The organism is Paraburkholderia dioscoreae (assembly GCF_902459535.1).
Classification (GTDB): Bacteria; Pseudomonadota; Gammaproteobacteria; order Burkholderiales; family Burkholderiaceae; genus Paraburkholderia; species Paraburkholderia dioscoreae.
Window position 1 is genome coordinate 3,930,646 of the sequence record NZ_LR699553.1, and the last position, 19,323, is coordinate 3,949,968.

20 protein-coding genes are annotated in these 19,323 nt (G+C 62.8%); 11 read left to right on the forward strand and 9 right to left on the reverse strand.

Annotated elements, in window-relative coordinates; genetic code table 11:
- Nucleotides 1–111 precede the first annotated feature (111 nt).
- The gene (locus PDMSB3_RS17700) at nucleotides 112–336 is read right to left on the reverse strand and encodes a hypothetical protein (protein ID WP_165187081.1); all 225 of its coding nucleotides are present in this window, start codon (nucleotides 334–336) and stop codon (nucleotides 112–114) included.
- Nucleotides 337–476: 140 nt separating this feature from the next.
- On the opposite strand from PDMSB3_RS17700, the gene PDMSB3_RS17705 reads away from it, so the two are divergent.
- Nucleotides 477–947, forward strand: coding sequence for a site-specific integrase (locus PDMSB3_RS17705; protein ID WP_268738017.1), 471 nt, complete (start codon nucleotides 477–479; stop codon nucleotides 945–947).
- A 977-nt stretch (nucleotides 948–1,924) separates the two neighbouring features.
- On the opposite strand, the gene mtgA is transcribed toward PDMSB3_RS17705, so the two are convergent.
- From mtgA to mpl, 5 genes are all read right to left on the reverse strand, one after another.
- A complete protein-coding gene (gene mtgA, locus PDMSB3_RS17710; protein ID WP_007180360.1) occupies nucleotides 1,925–2,647 on the reverse strand; it encodes a monofunctional biosynthetic peptidoglycan transglycosylase in 723 nt (240 codons plus the stop codon).
- Nucleotides 2,648–2,696: 49 nt separating this feature from the next.
- Nucleotides 2,697–3,560 carry a shikimate dehydrogenase gene (gene aroE, locus PDMSB3_RS17715; protein ID WP_165187085.1) on the reverse strand — a complete coding sequence of 288 codons (864 nt, stop codon included), beginning with the start codon at nucleotides 3,558–3,560 and terminating at the stop codon, nucleotides 2,697–2,699.
- Complete coding sequence (locus PDMSB3_RS17720) at nucleotides 3,557–5,698, reverse strand: ribonuclease catalytic domain-containing protein (RefSeq protein WP_007180358.1); 2,142 nt, start codon at nucleotides 5,696–5,698, stop codon at nucleotides 3,557–3,559. Before PDMSB3_RS17720 ends, aroE begins: the two co-directional genes overlap by 4 nt.
- A gap of 178 nt (nucleotides 5,699–5,876) precedes the next feature.
- On the reverse strand, nucleotides 5,877–6,479 hold the full coding sequence (locus PDMSB3_RS17725) for a YqiA/YcfP family alpha/beta fold hydrolase (protein ID WP_007180357.1): 603 nt from the start codon (nucleotides 6,477–6,479) through the stop codon (nucleotides 5,877–5,879).
- Nucleotides 6,476–7,870, reverse strand: coding sequence for a UDP-N-acetylmuramate:L-alanyl-gamma-D-glutamyl-meso-diaminopimelate ligase (gene mpl / locus PDMSB3_RS17730; protein ID WP_165187088.1), 1,395 nt, complete (start codon nucleotides 7,868–7,870; stop codon nucleotides 6,476–6,478). Before mpl ends, PDMSB3_RS17725 begins: the two co-directional genes overlap by 4 nt.
- A gap of 278 nt (nucleotides 7,871–8,148) precedes the next feature.
- On the opposite strand from mpl, the gene PDMSB3_RS17735 reads away from it, so the two are divergent.
- From PDMSB3_RS17735 to PDMSB3_RS17780, 10 genes are all read left to right on the forward strand, one after another.
- Complete coding sequence (locus PDMSB3_RS17735) at nucleotides 8,149–8,802, forward strand: hypothetical protein (protein WP_007180355.1); 654 nt, start codon at nucleotides 8,149–8,151, stop codon at nucleotides 8,800–8,802.
- 10 nt (nucleotides 8,803–8,812) lie between these two features.
- On the forward strand, nucleotides 8,813–9,361 hold the full coding sequence (locus PDMSB3_RS17740) for a TlpA family protein disulfide reductase (protein ID WP_035517871.1): 549 nt from the start codon (nucleotides 8,813–8,815) through the stop codon (nucleotides 9,359–9,361).
- Between the two features lie 194 nt (nucleotides 9,362–9,555).
- Entirely contained in the window at nucleotides 9,556–10,011 is a 456-nt protein-coding gene (gene aroQ, locus PDMSB3_RS17745) for a type II 3-dehydroquinate dehydratase (protein ID WP_007180353.1), read from the forward strand.
- Nucleotides 10,012–10,080: 69 nt separating this feature from the next.
- On the forward strand, nucleotides 10,081–10,545 hold the full coding sequence (gene accB / locus PDMSB3_RS17750) for an acetyl-CoA carboxylase biotin carboxyl carrier protein (protein ID WP_007180352.1): 465 nt from the start codon (nucleotides 10,081–10,083) through the stop codon (nucleotides 10,543–10,545).
- Between the two features lie 128 nt (nucleotides 10,546–10,673).
- A complete protein-coding gene (accC, locus tag PDMSB3_RS17755; protein ID WP_007180351.1) occupies nucleotides 10,674–12,041 on the forward strand; it encodes an acetyl-CoA carboxylase biotin carboxylase subunit in 1,368 nt (455 codons plus the stop codon).
- A gap of 3 nt (nucleotides 12,042–12,044) precedes the next feature.
- On the forward strand, nucleotides 12,045–12,947 hold the full coding sequence (gene prmA / locus PDMSB3_RS17760; protein WP_007180350.1) for a 50S ribosomal protein L11 methyltransferase: 903 nt from the start codon (nucleotides 12,045–12,047) through the stop codon (nucleotides 12,945–12,947).
- Nucleotides 12,948–12,995: 48 nt separating this feature from the next.
- Nucleotides 12,996–14,288 (forward strand): zinc-ribbon and DUF3426 domain-containing protein, encoded by a 1,293-nt coding sequence (locus tag PDMSB3_RS17765; protein ID WP_165187090.1) that lies wholly within the window; start codon nucleotides 12,996–12,998, stop codon nucleotides 14,286–14,288.
- A gap of 73 nt (nucleotides 14,289–14,361) precedes the next feature.
- Nucleotides 14,362–14,862 (forward strand): thiol peroxidase, encoded by a 501-nt coding sequence (gene tpx / locus PDMSB3_RS17770; protein ID WP_007180348.1) that lies wholly within the window; start codon nucleotides 14,362–14,364, stop codon nucleotides 14,860–14,862.
- 94 nt (nucleotides 14,863–14,956) lie between these two features.
- Nucleotides 14,957–15,895, forward strand: coding sequence for a carbohydrate kinase family protein (locus tag PDMSB3_RS17775; RefSeq protein WP_007180347.1), 939 nt, complete (start codon nucleotides 14,957–14,959; stop codon nucleotides 15,893–15,895).
- Nucleotides 15,896–15,921: 26 nt separating this feature from the next.
- Nucleotides 15,922–16,398, forward strand: a complete 477-nt coding sequence (locus PDMSB3_RS17780) for an outer membrane lipoprotein (protein ID WP_007180346.1) — start codon at nucleotides 15,922–15,924, stop codon at nucleotides 16,396–16,398.
- 268 nt (nucleotides 16,399–16,666) lie between these two features.
- Here PDMSB3_RS17780 and PDMSB3_RS17785 read toward each other — a convergent pair whose 3' ends face one another.
- The 3 genes from PDMSB3_RS17785 to PDMSB3_RS17795 all read right to left on the reverse strand — a co-directional run bounded on the left by PDMSB3_RS17785 (nucleotide 16,667) and on the right by PDMSB3_RS17795 (nucleotide 18,963).
- Nucleotides 16,667–17,284: a histone H1-like DNA-binding protein gene (locus tag PDMSB3_RS17785; protein ID WP_007180345.1), complete on the reverse strand. Its 618-nt coding sequence runs from the start codon at nucleotides 17,282–17,284 to the stop codon at nucleotides 16,667–16,669.
- A gap of 30 nt (nucleotides 17,285–17,314) precedes the next feature.
- The gene (locus PDMSB3_RS17790) at nucleotides 17,315–17,641 is read right to left on the reverse strand and encodes a hypothetical protein (protein ID WP_007180344.1); all 327 of its coding nucleotides are present in this window, start codon (nucleotides 17,639–17,641) and stop codon (nucleotides 17,315–17,317) included.
- Between the two features lie 86 nt (nucleotides 17,642–17,727).
- The gene (locus tag PDMSB3_RS17795; RefSeq protein ID WP_035518486.1) at nucleotides 17,728–18,963 is read right to left on the reverse strand and encodes a ribonucleotide-diphosphate reductase subunit beta; all 1,236 of its coding nucleotides are present in this window, start codon (nucleotides 18,961–18,963) and stop codon (nucleotides 17,728–17,730) included.
- Between the last annotated feature and the right edge of the window lie 360 nt (nucleotides 18,964–19,323).

Here is a 19,323-nt window from a genome sequence, read left to right on the forward strand (position 1 = left end):
ATTCGCTTTTCGGTGGTTTTCTTTGCGCTTACAGCGCGGGGCCGGAGAGAAGGCCTTGGGTGCTCGCCGTGCGGCGGGCGCGGGGGTGCTGCCTTTGGGTTTTAGGCATGGTTAGGCTTTGTCTCCGGTTTTTTTTGCTGCTGCTTTTTTGGCTTTTTGGCGCTTTGGCGGCGGAAGGGTTGCTTTGCCGGTGCGGCGCTTTGGGCGTTGGGTTGGATTGTAGGGCGGTTTTTGAGAAAGCTCCAATATGTGAATGTTTGATTCATATAATGGGATTTTTGGTTGACGTGGGCTTTTTTGTGTCTGTGTTCTTGGTGTCTTGGTCTTTCCTTGCATTCACGGTGGCGCGTGACGCTCGGCAAGGTCGCGGACGACATGGACGCGGAGCGTGCCCGCGAACTGGTGCTGGACCAGATCAGGCGCACGGACCTGACGGCGGACACGCCGGCCTGTGCGCGTGCTGAATCCTCGTTGCGATCAATACCGCGCTGCGCCGTTCGGAACTGCTGCGCATGCGTTGGGCCGCGATTGACTGGAAAGCCAGGACGGTGAACGGCGAGCCGTGGTCATCGAAGGTCAAGCGGCACCGCGCGGTGCCGCTGAACGACGAGGCCTTGGCCGTGCTCAAGGCGTGGCGCCGTCGGACCCGGTTTGAATTTGTGTTCACCAACGAGATAGGCGAACGCCTACGCGAAGTGCGCGACTGGACGAAGATCAGGCGCGCCGCGAAGGTCGAGAGCTTCCGCTTCATGGACACGCGCCACCACACCGCCACCCGACTGATTAACGAAGGCGCGAGCGAGTATCTCGCCCAGAAGATTCTCGGCCATACGGACGGCCGCATGACGCCGCGCTACCTCAAGGCACGCGAAACGAAGCTGCATGAGACGCTGGCCATCCTCGATCGTGCATATATCAACCGCACTGGCCGAGGCCGCCCAGGCTGATCCTGGCGCGCCCGGACGAACAGAAAGCCCGCGTGGCGCACGGGCTTTCTGTTGCCTTCGACAGTTGCTGCTGTCGGCGATTGATACGAATCTCGTTAAGATCCGACTCGCTCGCTATCTTGTCTAGCGCTGCGGTCAATGTGGCCGCGATTGGCGCCGTTATAGCTCCCCGATACTGTGCGGCGCGATAAATTCGATCAACGTGCCGGGAATGACCGTACCTGTATCGGGGCCGAACGTGCTAGCAACGACACGCCCACGAGCAACCAAATCGCTGGTCAACCGGCTGGCTTAAGGCTTGGGCTCGTTTGCGCTCGTGCGCAACCTGAACGTCTTGCCGTCAAACGCGTAATAGTAGGTGCCGCGCTCTGTGCTTTCGTTACGGCTACCATGCACTCCAAGCAGGCAACTGTCTGCGCGGTAAGAAAGCGGCTCGGTTACATCTATCGGCCAGTCAAAGACTGTGAACGGCAGTGAAGTGACGCGGCCGGATTTGGCGTCGATGGCCGCCGCCATGACGCAACCAGACCCGCATCCCCAGGTCACAAGAACATAATGCCCAGCGAAATTTACCGGCCCGTGGGCCGCGTCACGAATAACGGTCCTGTATTGCCGTCCCCTGGTATCGGCAAATGTCAGGCGGTGGCACCGAAATGTGTCCTGACTCAACCGCTGCGGGACACTCCGTGAACTTGGGAAGGGAGTCTGCGTGGGCCAGAGTGGATACCGCGCTAAACATGAGGCCGGCAAAAAGAGTTGGAGACAGGCCCCATAAATGTAGCGTACGTGTGTGAAAACATTCAACCAATCGGCCACGAATGTGTAAGCCGCTTTCTTTGCCTACTTTCTTTGCCGCGGCCGCAAAGAAAGTGAATGCCGCCCCGCACAAGGGGCAACGCTAATAAACCACCGTGAATGTAAGGAAAGGCCAACACCCCAGAACCACAACCCAACAAGCGCCGCACAGGCAAAAAAATCTAATCAGGCAACTCCGCCGCCCCCATCCTCCGGGCAATAACCCGCGAGCGCTGCGCCAGATACGGCGACCCTCTATGCTCATCAAAATACTTAGGCTGCGGCAACATAACTGCCAAACGAGCCGACTGCGCAGCAGTCAACTTACTGGCCGAGGTCTTGAAATAATAATGAGCTGCCGCCTCAGCCCCATAAACCCCATTCCCCCACTCAACGGAGTTGAGATAAATCTCAAAAATCCGTTCCTTATCCATCAAGGTCTCAAGCATCCACGTAATGATGAGTTCCTGCCCTTTCCGGATATAACTTTTCTCCCGCGACAAAAACAGATTCCGCGCCAACTGCTGGGTAATCGTGGACCCACCACGAACAATCTTGCCCTTAGCCTTATTCCGCTCCCATGCCTGCAAAATAGCGTCCGTCTCATACCCATTGTTATTAACAAAATTCGCATCTTCAGAAGCAATGATCGCCCGCTTCAGATTGCGCGAAATCTGGTCATACGGCACCCACGTATGCTGCATGGAAAGATCCGGCCGATCCTGCGACAACCGCCACGCGTCCGACCGCATAAACGAGGTAGTCCGCGGATTCACGTAATTCCACACCGCGATCTGCGCGAAGTAAAACGCCTGCGTCGCGAGCCACGCAATCGCCACCACCGCCCCCAGATAAAACATCCACCGCACCGGACCTGGCCGGCTCACGCGCCGCGTTGCTGTCATCGTGCTCGAGATCCTCGTGTCGGTGAGTGCGGCAAGGTGACGCGCAACTTTATGCGTGCGACGGCGCCGCCAACAGCGCCCGCAATTCGGCCAGCACCGGCGCGCCGTCAGGCCGCACGCCGCGCCACACGTAAAACGATTCGGCGGCCTGCTCGACCAGCATGCCGAGTCCATCGGCGCCGCGCGCGCCCAGTTTCCGCGCGTGCTCCATGAATACCGTCGGATGCGCGCCGTACATCATGTCGTAAGCGAGCGTGCCGCTGCCGAACGCGCGGTCGTCGCACTCGGGCAACGACGCGTCCAGGCTCCCTGCCGTCGCGTTCACGATCACGTCATACGTGCCCGCTTCGATCGCCCGCGCGCTGCCGCCGCTCAGACGGCAGGCCCCGTCGCGCGCGGCCTGCGCGAACTGCTCGACCAGCGCTTCGGCCTTCGCCGCCGTACGATTGACGATGGTCAGCGTATGCGGCGCACGCTCCAGCATCGGCAGAACCACGCCGCGCGCGGCGCCGCCCGCACCCAGCAACAGAATGCGCGCGCGCTTCAGGGACACGCCGAGATTCACCTCGATATCGCGCACGAGACCAAAGCCATCGGTGTTGTCGCCGTAAATACCGTTCGCATCGACGCGTAACGTGTTCACCGCGCCCGCGACGGCCGCACGCGGCGACAACGTGTCGGCGAACGCGTGCGCTTCGAGCTTGAACGGCACGGTCACGTTCAGGCCGCGCCCGCCTGCTTCGATAAAAGCCCGCACGGACGGCACGAACGCATCCACCGGCGCGAGCAGGCGGCCGTACTCGACAGGCTCGCCGGTCTGCGCGGCAAAGCGGCCGTGAATGAACGGCGACTTGCTATGACCGACCGGATTGCCGATGACCGCGTAACGGTCGAGTGAATCGCTGGCGCTCATCGTCCCGGCTCCGCGACATGCTGATGCGTGGTGGCATCGCTCGCGCTTTCGCTTTCGCTTTCGCCTTTGCCTTCGCCACTTGCGGCGTCGCCCGGCGCGGTCGCCGCCTCGTCGCCGTCGAGTTCGGCTTCGGCCTGAGCCTCGGCTTCGCCTTCGGCGCTCTCGTCGGGGGCGTCGATGATTTCTTCTTCGCCCTCGTCCGCTTCTTCAGCCTCGCTGCCGCTCGTCACGGTCGGCGCGTCGAGCACGTGCAGGAGACGCACGGACGCTTCGACGGTCAATTCATCGATCGACATCACTTCCATCTGCAAACGCGTGCCGCGCGCATGCACGCCGAGGCCCGGCACATGCAGCAGCAGAGGAATCTCTTCGAGGCGCACCAGATCGCCCTTCACCACCGACGCCACCACCTGCTTCCTGTTCTCCTGCTTCAGCCAGCGCAGGCACCAGAAGTACTCCATGCGGCGCTGGTGATCGGCGTACGCGGTATAGGTGTCGTCGAAACCTTGCACGACGGCAAACAGGTCGGCGTCTTTCGGCTTGAACGGCGCGGCCAGTTTCGCGGTCACCCCATGCTGCACGCAGGCGATCAGTTGCCACTGGTTCACCAGGTCGACATAACGGCGCAGCGGCGACGTGCTCCACGCGTATTGCGTGACGCCGAGGCCTTCGTGCGGCGCGGCATTGGTCTGCATGCGCGTGCGCTTGGGGCCGGTCGGCGCGCCGAATGCACGCTGCGTGCGATAGATGCCCGGCACGCCGTGATCATGCAGAAATGCGCCCCATGACGAGTTCGCGAGAATCGCCAGTTCGGCGACGATCGTATCGAGCGGCGAACCACGCCGGCGCGGCGTGATCGTGACGTGCTCGCCTTCCACGTAGAAGTTGAAGTCGGTATTGCGCTGCACTTCGCGACGCAGACCATAACCGGCGCGAGCGGCCTGACGCTTTTCGAACAGCGCCTGCGCGAACGGCCACAACACGGCGATGTCGTCCTTGTGCGGATAGTCGCCGGCGCCGGCGGCCAGCGCCTCTTCGGTGACCAGTTCGTCGAGCGTGTTGTGGCGCAGATTGTTCTTCACGAACACGCGCTCGGCGCGCGTTTCGCTCGCGACGATTTCCTGCGTCTCGCGATTGACGATCACATACAGCGAAAGCGCCGGGCGCAAGCCGCCTTCGGCCAGCGTGAACGCTTCGACGACGCTGTCGGGCAGCATGGTGATCTTGTCGCCCGGCATATACACGGTGGAAAGGCGCGTGCGCGCGATCGCGTCGACCTCGTCGCCGCGCTGAATGCCGAGCGCCGGCGCGGCGATATGCACGCCGATCCGCACGCGGCCATCCGCCAGATGCTCGACGGAGAACGCATCGTCGATTTCGGTGGTGGTGATGTCGTCGATCGAGAACGCCTGCACGTCCGCTTCCGGCAGATCTTCCGGCACGCTGCCTACGGTGACCGGCGGAAAGCCGGTGCCGTGCGGGAAAAACTCGGAGAGGAATTTCGCTTCGTGCAACGCACGCGCCGACGGAATGGCGCCGCATTCGAGCATCAGGCGCGCTTGCGAAATGCCGCGCGCCGCCGCAGCGCCTTCGAGCGCCTTGTATTCGATCGTGTTCTTGTCGGGCCTGGTCAACAGCGCCAGCGCCTTGCTGCCGGTAAAGGCTTCCGGCAGCCGGCCGGCCTTCAACTCTTCTTCATAGCCGGCCTGCACCAGCGCCTGCTGACGCTTGCGCTCCAGCCCGGCGAGCGCCATCTTCAGTTGCTCCTGCGGCGCGCGCTGATAGATGCCACGGCCCTTGCGGCGGAAATACACTGGCGAGCCATGCAGGCGCAGCACCAGCGCGGCGCGCTCGATCGAGCCGAAGCGTTCGCCAAAGTACTCGGCGCCAAGCGTGGCGAACGGGAATTCGTCGTCAGGCGCGCATTCCCACAGGAAGTCCAGATCGATCTCCTGCGCGGCGGCGTCGGCCTGCTGCATCAGTTCGGCCGCACTCGGCTTGTCGAATTCGATCAGCACATCTTTCGCGCGCACCTTGGCGCGGCGGCCGCCCGGCAACTCGACCTGAAAAGCGTCGCCCTGGCGCGACAGCACGCTGCCGGCCTTGAAACTGCCCGATTCCTCGAAGAAAACGTTCACTCAATACTCTCGTTCTGACTTGCATCTGCCGGCGCGCCCGATCTTGCTCAGCGATCGGTCACTGCGTGCGCGGCACGGCAACGTGTTCGTGGTAGTGGATCCGCGGCGCGATACGCGCGCGCCGGCGGCATGAATCTGATGAGCAGCGGCTAATGCCCCGCTGCCGGAATGCCCGGCCTCAGGCGGCTTCGCGCGGCGCCGGCGGCTCGACGTCTTCCGCGTCGCAAAAAGCCAGCACTTCGTCGACGTATTGCGCGAACTCGCTGATCGCGTGGTCACTCCCTTCGATCAGCGTAGTGCGTGCGCCGGGATAGTGCGCGAGCATTTCGCGGTAGTCGAGCACTTCGTCGCCGGTGGCGGCTATCAAATAATAGCGTTCGGGCCGCGTGATCGACGCGACGCCGAGCTCGCGCAGCTCATCCAGATGATGCGGCTCGACGACGATGCTGCCGCCGCCGTGCCACAACGGCTGCTCGCCGAGATAAGCGCTCAGATCGCGCTGCGGTACGACCGCCGGGTTCAGCAGCACCGCCGGCCAGCCGTGCTTCTCGGCCAGATAGGTGGCGAAGTAGCCGCCCAGCGAACTGCCGATCAGCGTGACGTTTTCTGGTTTCGCGGCAGCTACCAGCGATTCGGCAAGCGCCACCGTCTCGAACGGTGAAACCGGCAGCATGGGGCAGCACCATTCGTCGCCGCGGCCAAGTTCGACGAGCCGCGCCGCCAGCACGCGCGCCTTGAACGAATTGGGTGACGAGCGGAAACCGTGCAGATAAAGGATCACGAAGTGCCTCGCGCGGAAAGAGCGTCGAGCAGTTTCTGATGCACGCCGCCGAAGCCGCCGTTGCTCATCACCAGAATCTGGTCGCCGGGGCGCGCTGCGTGGACTACCGCTTTGACCAGCGCGTCGAGATTGTCGAAGGCCTGCGCCTTGCCGCCGAGCGGCGCGAGCGCCTCGCCGAGGTTCCAGCCGAGCGCGTCGCGGCCGGTCGGCGCGCCGTAGCCGAATACGAGATCGGCGTCGGCAAGGCTGGCCGGCAACTGCGCTTTCATCACACCAAGCTTCATGGTGTTCGAGCGCGGCTCCAGCACGGCGAGAATGCGCGTGTTGTCACGGCCCACGCGGGCGCGCAGCCCGGCCAGGGTCGTGTCGATGGCGGTGGGATGATGCGCGAAGTCGTCGTAGACGGTCACGCCGTCGACACTGCCGCGCACCTCCATGCGACGCTTGACGTTGCGAAAGCTCGCCAGCGACTGGGCGGCCTGCGCTGGCGGCACGCCGACATGGCGCGCGGCGGCGATCGCGGCTAGCGCATTCATGCGGTTGTGCTCGCCCTGCACCTGCCACTCGACCAGGCCGACGCGTTCGCTGTTGTGATAGACGGCGAAACGCTCGTCGACGGGCACGCCGTCTTCCGCCGGCAGGGTTTCCCAGCCGCCCTGCACGCCGAAGCGCTCCACTTCGCTCCAGCAACCGCGCGTCAGCACGCGCTCGAGCGCGTCTTCACGGCCGTTCGTCACGATCCGGCCAATGCCCGGCACGGTGCGGATCAGATGGTGGAACTGCGTTTCGATCGCGGCCAGATCGGGGAAAATGTCCGCGTGATCGAATTCGAGGTTGTTCAGCACGGCAGTTTTGGGCCGGTAGTGGACGAACTTGGAGCGTTTGTCGAAGAAGGCCGTGTCGTACTCGTCGGCTTCGATCACGAAGAAGCTGGAATCGGTCAGCCGGGCCGACACGCCGAAATTCAGCGGCACACCGCCGATCAGGAAGCCCGGATTGAGGCCGGCGTCTTCGAGCAGCCAGGTCAGCATGGAGCTGGTGGTTGTCTTGCCGTGCGTGCCGGCCACCGCCAGCACCCATTTACCGTTCAGCACATGCTCGCCGAGCCATTGCGGACCGGAGGTATACGGCAGGCCGCGGTCGAGAATGGCTTCCATTAGCGGGTTGCCGCGCGAGACCACGTTGCCGATCACGAACAGGTCCGCGTTCAGGCCGTTCAGCTGGTCCGCGTCGTAACCTTCTATCAGACCAATGCCTTGCGCCTCCAGCTGCGTGCTCATGGGGGGATAGACGCCGGCGTCGCAACCCGTCACGGTGTGGCCCGCGCCGCGCGCGAGGACCGCGAGACCGCCCATGAACGTGCCGCAAATACCGAGGATGTGGATGTGCATAAGCCTGTCGTGCCGCGCGGGCGTTTTTCCTGGAAGGGCCCCTAACCTGCCGCTTCGCGCCAGGCCCCCGAGGGGGCAAGAAAACCTGGGGCGGCCCGGCGTTTTCCTGAGAGGGATGGGAGCGCAGAAGAGCGGCCGAAACGACCGTCTGCAAAGGACGCTATTGTAACCGACGCCTCCGGATCGCCCTACGAACGCCTGGTCCGCGCGGCCCGTGGCCCGACGCGCGCTGCGACCCGCCAGGAAAGGCCGTCATCATTCTCTAGTATGATCGGGGGATGGTTCGCAAATCACACTTCGATCCGCAGCGCGTGCGTGAGGAAATCGCCATCGCGGCTGCGCGCATGATCGCCGAAGACGGTCTGGATTACGCCACGGCGAAGCGCAAAGCGGCCCGGCAGGTTGTCGGCGAGAGCCGCGTTGCCGGCGAATGGCTGCCGGATAACGACCAGATTGAGGAAGAAATCCGGGAATATCAGTCGCTGTTTCAGGGTGACAGCCAGCCTGCGCTGTTACGTCGGCTGCGCTGTATCGCCGTCGACTGGATGGAGCGGCTCGCGCCGTTCAACCCCTATCTGACCGGCGCGGTGCTCGGCGGCACCGCTGGCGAACACTCGGACATTCACCTTCAGGTGTTCTGCGACAATCCGAAAGAAGTCGCGATCTACTTTCTGAACGCGAACATCCAGTACGACGTCTCGGAAACGCGGCATTTTGCCGGCCGCGGCTACGTCGAAACGCTCAGCTTCCTGTGGCGGCCCACTAACGAAGGGCGCGACGCGGAGCCGGTCGGCGTACACGTCGCGCTTTACGAGACCGACGACCTGCGCGGCGCGGTACGCGCCGACACGCGCGGCCGCACGGCGCGCGCGAACCTGCAGGCCGTTCAGACGCTGCTCGACAGCAGCGGCGTCGCTCCCTCAACCAACTAGACTGACCAGGATGAATATGAGACGGATTCTGGCGGGTGCGCTTATCGCCATCGTCGCTGCGGGCGGCGGTGTGCTGGCGAACCACTGGCTGAACGGCGGCGCCGAAGTCGCGCATGCGTCGCAGCCGGCTTCGGCCGAAAGCGCGGTCGCCCAACTGTGGACCGCGCCGGTGACCACGGTGGACGGCAAGCCACAGACGCTAAATTTGCTTAAAGGGCACCCAATCGTCGTCAACTTCTGGGCCTCGTGGTGCGGGCCTTGCGTCGAAGAAATGCCCGCACTCTCGCAGCTTCAGCACGATTACGCGAAAAAAGGCATCCAGTTCGTTGGACTTGGCGTCGATTCGGATAAAAACGTTCAGGCGTTCCTGCAAAAAGTGAAAGTGGCGTACCCGGTCTACGTAACCGGCTTCGGCGGCGCCGACCTCGCGCGCGCGTTCGGCAATACGGCGGGCGGCCTGCCCTTTACCGTCGTAATCGACGCAAAAGGCAACATTCGCTCGACAAAATTAGGACAAATCGACCCGCAAGCGCTGAAACAGACGCTCGACGCGCTTTAAATTTCACATTCTTTTGACACTCACTTACCTGTTGAACGCGCAAAAATACGCGCAAATCGCGCGGATTTGAGAGAAGATGAGCGCCCGCAGCCGTGGCAAAAGGGCGCCACAATCGATCCATACGCGCGGGAAACTAGACAAGTTTCTCTAATCAGCGCTAAAGTGCGCCCAATTCCACGGAAAAAGAAGCGACCATGACGCGACTGCTGGTACTGCACGGACCCAACCTCAACCTTCTCGGTACCCGGGAACCCGAGGTCTACGGTCGCGTGACCTTGCCGCAGATCGATCAGGCGCTGGCGGACCGCGCAGCGGACGCAGGCGCCGAACTCGCGTCGTTCCAGAGCAATCATGAAGGCGCTCTGGTGGACCGCATCCAATCCGCCCGGACTGAAAACACCGATTTCATATTGATCAATCCCGCCGCGTACACGCACACCAGCGTGGCCCTTCGGGACGCACTGGCGGGGGTCGGCATCCCGTTCGTCGAGATTCATCTGTCGAACGTGCATCGTCGCGAACCGTTCCGGCATCACTCGTATTTCTCCGACCAGGCGGAGGGCGTGATCTGCGGCCTCGGCTGGAAGGGCTATCTGTACGCGCTCGAATTCGCGCTCGACCGGCTCTCGGCCGGCTCGTCGCGCGGCTGATTCCAAACACGTCTAATTTGCGCCGGCTGCGCACGCGCCGGCACTTTACGCATTGAAAGGGGCTTCCTGATGGATCTACGTAAACTGAAAACTCTGATCGACCTCGTCTCGGAGTCCGGTATTTCCGAACTCGAAGTGACCGAGGGCGAAGGCAAGGTTCGCATCGTCAAGAATGCGCCGCCGGTTTACGTGCAACCGTCCGCCTCGTATGCGCCGCAATACGCGCAGCCGCTGCCCGCCGCTGGCGGCGAAGCGCCGGCAGCGGCCGCACCGGCCACGCCGGCCCCCGCCGCGCCGCAAGGCCATGTGGTGACCTCGCCGATGGTCGGCACCTTCTACCGCGCGCCGTCGCCGGGCGCCGATCCGTTCGTCCAGGTAGGCGACACGGTCAAGGAAGGCCAGACGATCTGCATTATCGAAGCCATGAAGCTGCTCAACGAAATCGAGTCGGACAAATCCGGCGTGGTGAAGGAAATTCTCGTCGAAAACGGCCAGGCGGTCGAGTACGGCCAACCGCTGTTCGTGGTCGGCTGACGCGGCACGCCTAGCGCACTGTTTTGCGCATGCCGCCCGCGCGCCCGCTATCAGGGCGCGCGACCGATCCTCTGAGGCAGCCGGCGTTGTGATCAACCCGGCGCCCATTGATGAGTCGAAAACCCGCTATGTTTGAAAAAATCCTCATTGCCAATCGTGGCGAGATCGCGCTTCGTATCCAGCGCGCCTGCCGCGAGCTTGGCGTCAAGACAGTCGTCGTCTATTCGGAAGCCGACAAGGAAGCCAAGTACGTGAAGCTCGCCGACGAGGCGGTCTGTATCGGCCCGGCGCCTTCGAACCTGAGCTATCTGAACATGCCCGCGCTGATCAGCGCGGCGGAAGTGACCGACGCCGAAGCAATCCACCCCGGCTACGGCTTCCTCTCGGAAAACGCCGACTTCGCCGAGCGTGTCGAACAGTCCGGCTTCACCTTCATCGGCCCGCGCCCAGAAACGATCCGGATGATGGGCGACAAGGTCACGGCCAAGCAGACCATGATCAAGACCGGCGTGCCTTGCGTGCCGGGTTCGGAAGGCGCGTTGCCGGAAGATCCGAAAGAGATCGTGAAGATTGCCCGCCAGGTCGGCTATCCGGTCATCATCAAGGCGGCGGGCGGCGGCGGTGGCCGCGGCATGCGCGTGGTTCACACGGAAGCGGCGCTGGTCAACGCGGTCAACATGACGCGCGAAGAAGCCGGCCGCGCGTTCGGCAACCCGCAGGTCTACATGGAGAAATTCCTGGAGAACCCGCGGCACATCGAAATTCAGGTGCTGGCCGATTCGTTCAAGAACGCAGTCTGGCTGGGCGAGCGTGATTGCTCGATGCAGCGCCGTCACCAGAAAGTGATCGAAGAAGCGCCGGCGCCGGGTATCGCGCGCCGCCTGATCGACCGTATCGGCGATCGTTGCGCGGACGCGTGCAAGAAAATGGGCTATCTCGGCGCGGGCACGTTCGAGTTCCTGTATGAGAACGGCGAGTTCTACTTCATCGAGATGAACACGCGCGTGCAGGTCGAGCACCCGGTGACCGAACTGATCACGGGCGTCGACATCGTGCAGGAACAGATCCGCATTGCGGCCGGCGAAAAACTCGCCTTCCGTCAGCGCGACATCGTGTTCAAGGGTCACGCGATCGAATGCCGGATCAACGCGGAAGATCCGTTCAAGTTCATTCCGTCGCCGGGACGCCTGACGTCGTGGCATATGCCGGGCGGCCCCGGCATCCGCGTCGACTCGCATGCCTACAACGGCTACTTCGTCCCGCCGAACTATGATTCGATGATCGGCAAGCTGATCGCTTACGGCGCGACGCGCGAGCAGGCGATCAAGCGCATGCGCATCGCGCTGTCGGAAATGGTGGTGGAAGGCATTCAGACCAACATCCCGTTGCACCGCGAGCTGATGCTGGACGCGAAGTTCGTCGAAGGCGGCACCAGCATTCACTACCTCGAAAACCGGTTGGCCGCGAAGCAGCAGGCCGCGCCGGAAGAAGCGTAACTCATGAGCTACCGGGAACTGATCGCCGAACTGGCACGCGAGCACGCGGAGGAATTCTCCGACGCGCTGCTCGAGTTGGGCGCGTTGTCCGTGTCGGTCGAAGACGCGGACGCCGACACGCCCGACGAGCAGCCGTTGTTCGGCGAGCCCGGTCTCACGCCGGATCGCACGGCATGGCAGCGTTCACGCGTGATCGCACTGCTCGCGCCGGAACACGAGCCGGCGGTACTGCTGACTGCCGCGGCCAATGAAATCGGCCTGGAAGCAGCGCCTTCGTTCACCGTGCGTGAAGTCGAGGAGCAGGATTGGGTGCGGCTCACGCAGTCGCAGTTCGATCCGATCAAGATCGGCGAACGCATCTGGGTCGTGCCGTCGTGGCACGATGCGCCGGACCCGGAAGCACTCGTGCTGGAACTCGATCCGGGACTCGCCTTCGGCACCGGCAGCCATCCCACCACGCGGCTTTGCATGGAATGGCTGGAGCAATCGGTGCAGCCCGGACAGTCCGTGCTCGATTACGGCTGCGGCTCCGGCATTCTGGCGATCCTCGCGAAGAAGTGCGGCGCCGATCCGGTGTACGGCATCGACATCGACCCGCAAGCGGTGGAGTCGGCACGTCATAACAGCGAGCGCAATCGCGCGGAAGTCACGTACGGTTTGCCCGACGAATGCCCCACCGGCGAGTTCGATATCGTAGTCGCCAATATCCTGTCCAATCCGCTCAAGCTGATGGCGTCGATGCTCTCGTCGAAGGTCAAGCCGGGTGGCCGGATCGCGCTGTCGGGCATTCTGGCGCGGCAGGCGGACGAAGTCGCGCAGGTCTACGCACGATGGATCGACATCAGCGTCTGGCGCGAACACGAAGGCTGGGTATGTCTGTCGGGAACGCGTCGCGAAAGCCATTAGAATAAGGCGTATTGTCCAACCAACGGCCCTTCGGCTCATCGGCTCAATATGCTCCTGGCGACGCGTTGCCCCTTCTGTGAAACCGTCTTCCGCCTGCAAACGGAACAGCTCGCGCTACGCCGCGGCCTCGTGCGCTGCGGGCATTGCCAGGAAGTGTTCGACGCGTCGAGCAGCCTGTTCGACATTACCGAAGGCGGCGACTTCTCCACCGCCAAACCGGTCGCCGCTGCCGCGGCGATCGAAGCGCTCTCGGGCGTGCGCCCGAAAGGTCCGGACTTCAGCGCCGAAGCATGGGATCCGTGGGCGCCGACACCCGATGCCGCAATCGACAACCGTCTGCGCCACAACGCCGGCAATGTGCCGCTCGCGCCGGTCTCCACCGGTGCAGGCATTGCGGTCACGCCGCGCCACGCTACGGAACCCGAATTGCCGGCCGGCGCATTCACCGCGCCCATTCCGCCTGACCACGAACCGATACTGGCGGACGCGCCGCTCGACCCCTTCGCCTATCCCGTCGATCCGCCCGTGGAAGAAGCGCCGCGCGTTTGGCACAAGACCGAGCGGGCTTCTGAATCGCCACTGGAGGAGCCGGTTCTGGATCAATCGGCTACCTTGCACGGCATCCCTGACAATGAGCCGCGTTTCGGTGCGGCCGGCATAGGCGCCGCCGGCATAAGCGCGACTGCGGGCACAGGCACGGTCGCCTTCGGTGCTTCCAGCCCCGCCGCTACCGCCGGCGCGGCGCCCGTCAGCAGCGCCCCCCCGCTCGCCGCCAGCGGCGAGCCCTTCTCCGTCCAGCCGGTCAACGACGGCGCCGATCCCTTCCCCGTCGTGCGCGAAACGCGCCCGGCCGAACCGCGGCGCATGGGCTGGATCATCGTCGGCTCGGTGGTGGCGGGGCTGTTGATCATCGCGCTGCTCGCGCAACTCGCGTGGTGGCAGCGCGAAACGGTGATGGTGTATTTGCCGCGCTCCCAGACGCTCTACGCGAAGGCCTGCTCGACGCTGGGCTGCCTCGTCACCCCACCGCACGACATCGACGGCTTGCAGGTCGAACCTTCCGATCTGCGGCAGATCGACGGCCCGCACAAGCTCGAACTGAAGATGCCGTTGCGCAACCGCTTCAATATCGCGCTCGCTTATCCGGCCATCGAACTCACGCTGCTCGACGACCAGAACAATGTCGCGGTACGCCGCGTGCTGTGGCCGCAAGACTATGTCCCGCCCGGCACGCCGATCGCGGCCGGCCTGCCCGCGCACACGACCCAGACCATGATCGTGCATCTCGACACGGGCAATGCGGTCGCTTCCAATTTCCGCGTGCAGATTTTTTATCCGTAACGCATTCTTGCGTGCCCGGCACCGACCGGGCGCGTCCACCGTCATCACTGACGAATTTTCGGAGCACAACAACATGAGTCAAGTCACGCTGGGTGGCAACCCGATTGAAGTAGCCGGCACGTTCCCGTCGGTGGGCCAGGCCGCGCCCGCTTTCTCGCTGGTCGGCAAGGATCTGAAGCCGGTTTCGCTGGCCGATTTCGCCGGCAAACGCAAAGTGTTGAATATCGTCCCGAGCCTCGACACGCCGACCTGCGCCACGTCGACCCGCAAGTTCAACGAAGCCGCCGCGAAACTGACCAACACGGCCGTGATCGTCGTGTCGGGCGATCTGCCGTTCGCCGCGTCGCGCTTCTGCACGACCGAAGGCATCGAGAACGTCGTCACCGCATCCACGTTCCGCGGCCATGAGTTCGCGCAAGCCTATGGCGTGGACGTGACGAGCGGCCCGCTGACCGGCCTGACGGCACGCGCCGTGGTGGTGATCGACGAGAACGACAAGGTCGTTCATGCCGAACTGGTCGGCGAGATCAAGAACGAGCCGGATTACGACGCAGCACTCGCCGCGTTGAAGTAACACCGTCGCATACGGACTCCAGCGCCGCGCTCCATGCGCGGCGCTGTCACATCGTCGTACCCATTCCCTTTATCGTTTTTACAGGACGCTCGCCTTGGCTACGCTGATTTGCGGCTCGCTCGCCTACGACAACATCATGACTTTCGAAGGCCGCTTCCGGGAGCACATCCTGCCGGAGCAGGTCCACATCCTGAACGTGAGCTTTCTCGTGCCGACCATGCGCCGGGAGTTCGGCGGCTGCGCGGGCAACATCGCCTACTCGCTGCATCTGCTCGGCGGCGACGCGCGCATCATGGGCACGCTCGGCTCGGTCGACGCGCAGCTCTACATGGACCGGTTCAGGCAACTCGGCCTGTCGACGGAAAGCGTGCTGGTGGTGCCCGACACCTATTCGGCCCAGGCGATGATCACCACGGATCTGGAAAACAATCAGATCACCGCGTTCCACCCGGGCGCGATGATGCAATCGCACCTGAATCGCGCCGATCAGGCCAAGGGCATTACGCTCGGCATCGTCGCGCCCGACGGCTACGACGGCATGATCCAGCATTCCGAGCACCTCGCGGCCGCGGGCGTGCCGTTCATCTTCGATCCGGGCCAAGGGTTGCCGCTCTTCGACGGTGCATCGCTGCGGCGCATGATTGAACTCGCTACCTATGTGGCTGTCAATGATTACGAAGCCAAACTGGTGAGCAACAAAACGGGTTGGTCGATCGAAGAAATCGCCGGCAAGGTCGAAGCGCTGATCGTCACGCTGGGCGAGCAAGGCGCGCAGATCCATCATGCCGGCGGCGTCGAAGAGATTCCTGCGGTCAAGGCACAGCAAGTGCTCGATCCCACAGGCTGCGGCGACGCATTTCGCGGCGGCCTGCTGTACGGCATCGAAAACAAGCTCGGCTGGGCCACCACCGGCCGGCTCGCAAGCCTGATGGGCGCGCTGAAGATCGAACACCAGGGCCCGCAAAACTACGCGCCCAGCCGGGCCGAGATCAACGAGCGGTTCAAGCAGGCGTTCGGATACGACCTGCCGTAATACCGAGAGCTATTGGAGTTTAGGGAATGAGAACAACGAGTCGCCTGATAGTGGCCGCCTTGATCGCCGGTTCGCTGGCCATGTCGGGGTGTGCGTACAACAGCAGCTCTGCGGACGTCTACACGGCGTCGCAGGCACAGCGGGAAGAAACGGTCCGCATGGGCACGGTGGACAGCGTGCGCGCGGTGAAGATCAGTTCGAACAACGGCCAGCCGAGCGGTCTGGGCGCGATCGGCGGCGGCGCGCTCGGCGCGGTTGCCGGCAGCGCGATCGGCGGCGGGCGCGGCTCGATCGTCACGGGCATTATCGGCGGTCTGGCGGGTGCCGTGGCCGGCAACTCGATCGAGAACGGCGTCGCCGTGCACGACGGCCTGGAGATCACCGTGCGCCTGGACAACGGCGACATGCGCGCCATCACCCAAAGCGCCACGGGCGAGATCTTCCGCGCCGGCGAGCGCGTGCGGCTGCTCTCCAGTGGAGGCGTCACGCGCGTCACGCACTAAGTTTCCCCTCTCGTGCGGCGAGGCTTTATGCCGCCGCGACGACCTCACACGCATGCCCTCCCCTGTGCATGCGTTTTTTTTCGCCTGCGGGTTTTGAAGCGTGCCTTAAAAGAAGGCGCCTGCGCCGGAGCAAAAAAAATCCCGTCGCCAGAAACCCGGCAACGGGACCCTGACCGAGTATCGCTCAGTCATGCTGCTACTTAAGCGCTACTCGATCATCGACACAGAGTACGATGTGCCGAAGTACTTCTACCGCTGATGCGCCAGCTTACGGACGGCTGCCCGTCGGGAACGGCCATGCTGCTGCCGGGTTCAGCGCGGTCTTCACCGTCGCCGCCGGTGCGCTCGAGACAGAAGTCGCAGCGGGTGCGGGAGCCGCCTTCTTGGCGACAGCCTTCTTCGCAGGGGCAGCCTTCTTGGCAGGAGCAGCGGCCTTCTTCGCGGCAGCCTTCTTGGCAGGCGCAGCCTTTTTAGCGGCAGCCTTTTTCGCGGGCGCAGCCTTTTTAGCAGCAGCCTTTTTCGCAGGCGCAGCCTTCTTGGCAGCAGCCTTCTTAGCCGGCGCAGCCTTCTTCGCTGCAGCCTTCTTGGCCGGTGCTGCCTTCTTTGCTGCAACCTTCTTCACTGCGGCTTTCTTGGCCGGTGCTGCCTTCTTCGCCGCAACCTTCTTCACTGCGACTTTCTTGGCTGCAACCTTCTTGGCCGGAGCAGCTTTCTTCGCTGCAACCTTCTTCGCCGGTGCTGCCTTCTTCGCTGCAACCTTCTTCACTGCGACTTTCTTGGCAGCGACTTTCTTCGCCGGAGCGGCCTTCTTAGCCGGAGCAGCCTTCTTTGCTGCGACCTTCTTCGCTACGGGTTTCTTCGCGGCGGCTTTTTTTGCAGTTGCCATCATTTTCTCCTTCAGGTTTTCAGATGAGAGTCAGTTCAAACTACACCCTTCGTCAAAACCCGCTTCCCGCGGACGCTTCTCAGGGCGCGCGCTACGAAGCGGGCTATTCATCGGCGTACGCAGGTGCTGCGCGCTTACGCTAATGAATGCGGTAAGGCGCGCCGTGCCACAAGGCACCGCGCGCCAGATCTGTTCGGCGTTGAATCTCAACGCCGGCAATTGCTTGATCGAGCCGCCGGCGATCGCGCCAGCGGCTTTTTCCGGGGGGAAGTTTGCCCATCCCACTGAAGGGTTCGCAAAGTGCCTGTCATAGTTGTGGGCCGCGAAGGCACGCGGCGCACCGGGCATGCTTTGCATCAGGCGATTCTGCTCCTAACCAAAATTGCCGCGGCCCGAGCCAACGGCATCCCCATCGATGAATGCATCTGCAGCACGAACCCGGATCACTCCCAGGTCAGCGCGCCGCCAGTCTGATATTCGATCACTCGCGTCTCGAAGAAGTTTCGTTCCTTCTTCAGGTCGATCATCTCGCTCATCCACGGGAACGGGTTTTCCTCGTTCGGGTACAGCGGATCGAGACCGATCTGCTGGCAACGGCGGTTGCAGATGAAGCGCAGATAGCTCTTGAACATCGACGCATTGAGGCCGAGCACCCCGCGCGGCATCGTGTCTTCTGCGTAACGATACTCAAGTTCGACCGCCTGCTGGAAGATCTCGCGGATTTCCGCGCGGAACTCAGCCGTCCAGAGTTGCGGGTTTTCGAGTTTGATCTGGTTGATCAGGTCGATGCCGAAGTTGCAGTGCATCGACTCGTCGCGCAGGATGTACTGGTACTGTTCCGCCGCGCCCGTCATCTTGTTCTGGCGACCCAGCGCCAGGATCTGGGTAAAGCCGACGTAGAAGAACAGCCCCTCCATCACACACGCGAACACGATCAGCGAGCGCAGGAGCGTCTGGTCTGCCTCGAGCGTGCCGGTCTTGAAGGCCGGATCGGTCAGCACGTGGATGTACGGAATCAGGAATTCGTCTTTCGCGCGGATCGAGGAGACCTCGTGATACGCGTTGAAGATTTCGCCTTCGTCGAGACCTAGTGATTCGACGATGTACTGGTAGGCATGCGTGTGGATCGCCTCTTCGAACGCCTGGCGCAGCAGGAACTGGCGGCATTCGGGCGCCGTGATGTGGCGGTAGGTGCCCAGCACGATATTGTTGGCGGCGAGGGAATCGGCCGTCACGAAGAAGCCCAGGTTGCGCTTGACGATGCGGCGCTCGTCTTCGGTCAGACCGTTCGGGTCTTTCCAGAGAGCGATGTCGCGCGACATGTTCACTTCTTGTGGCATCCAGTGGTTGGCACAACCAGCCAGATACTTTTCCCACGCCCATTTGTATTTGAACGGCACCAACTGATTGACGTCGGTCTGGCCGTTGATGATGCGCTTGTCGGCGACGTTGACCCGCGCTTCCGAAACGGCAGCCGTTCCAGCCGCAGCGTTGGTCACATGAGCGACGGGAGCGACAGCAATGTCGTTCGCGAAGACGTCTTGAGCCGAGGGAGCATGAGGAGCGGAACGCGTTCCGACTTGCGAACCGACAGCCGATCCCGCAGCGTTGCGCAACACATTCTGTTGCGTAGCGCTCGAGGGAGTTACGGCAGTGATCTCGTCATCCCAGTTGAGCATAAATGTCACCATCAATTTAGAACGGTTTGTACCATCTTTTCACGAGCGATAAAAGAGTTCGCTGATGAAAAATCCTGTTTTCGATTCGCGTTGCTACGTTCATACAACACTTTGTTCAACAGAGTGTGTGCGTCGCCTCGTGTGAAGCGTGTTGAACGTGTGTCGTCGAGGTGCTTCGCGAACTCGAAGAGCAACGTGCCGAAGCATCGTTTCGCTGCTCTATCTATCTGTATTGCGGAGCGTGCCTGTAGCGTCTTGCGACTGCTTGTATTGCGGAGCGTGCCTGTAGCGTCTTGCGACTGCTTGCCGCGATCCGGCCGGCGTGTCGATCGACCATCGATCGAAGCGTGTAGTGCGCGC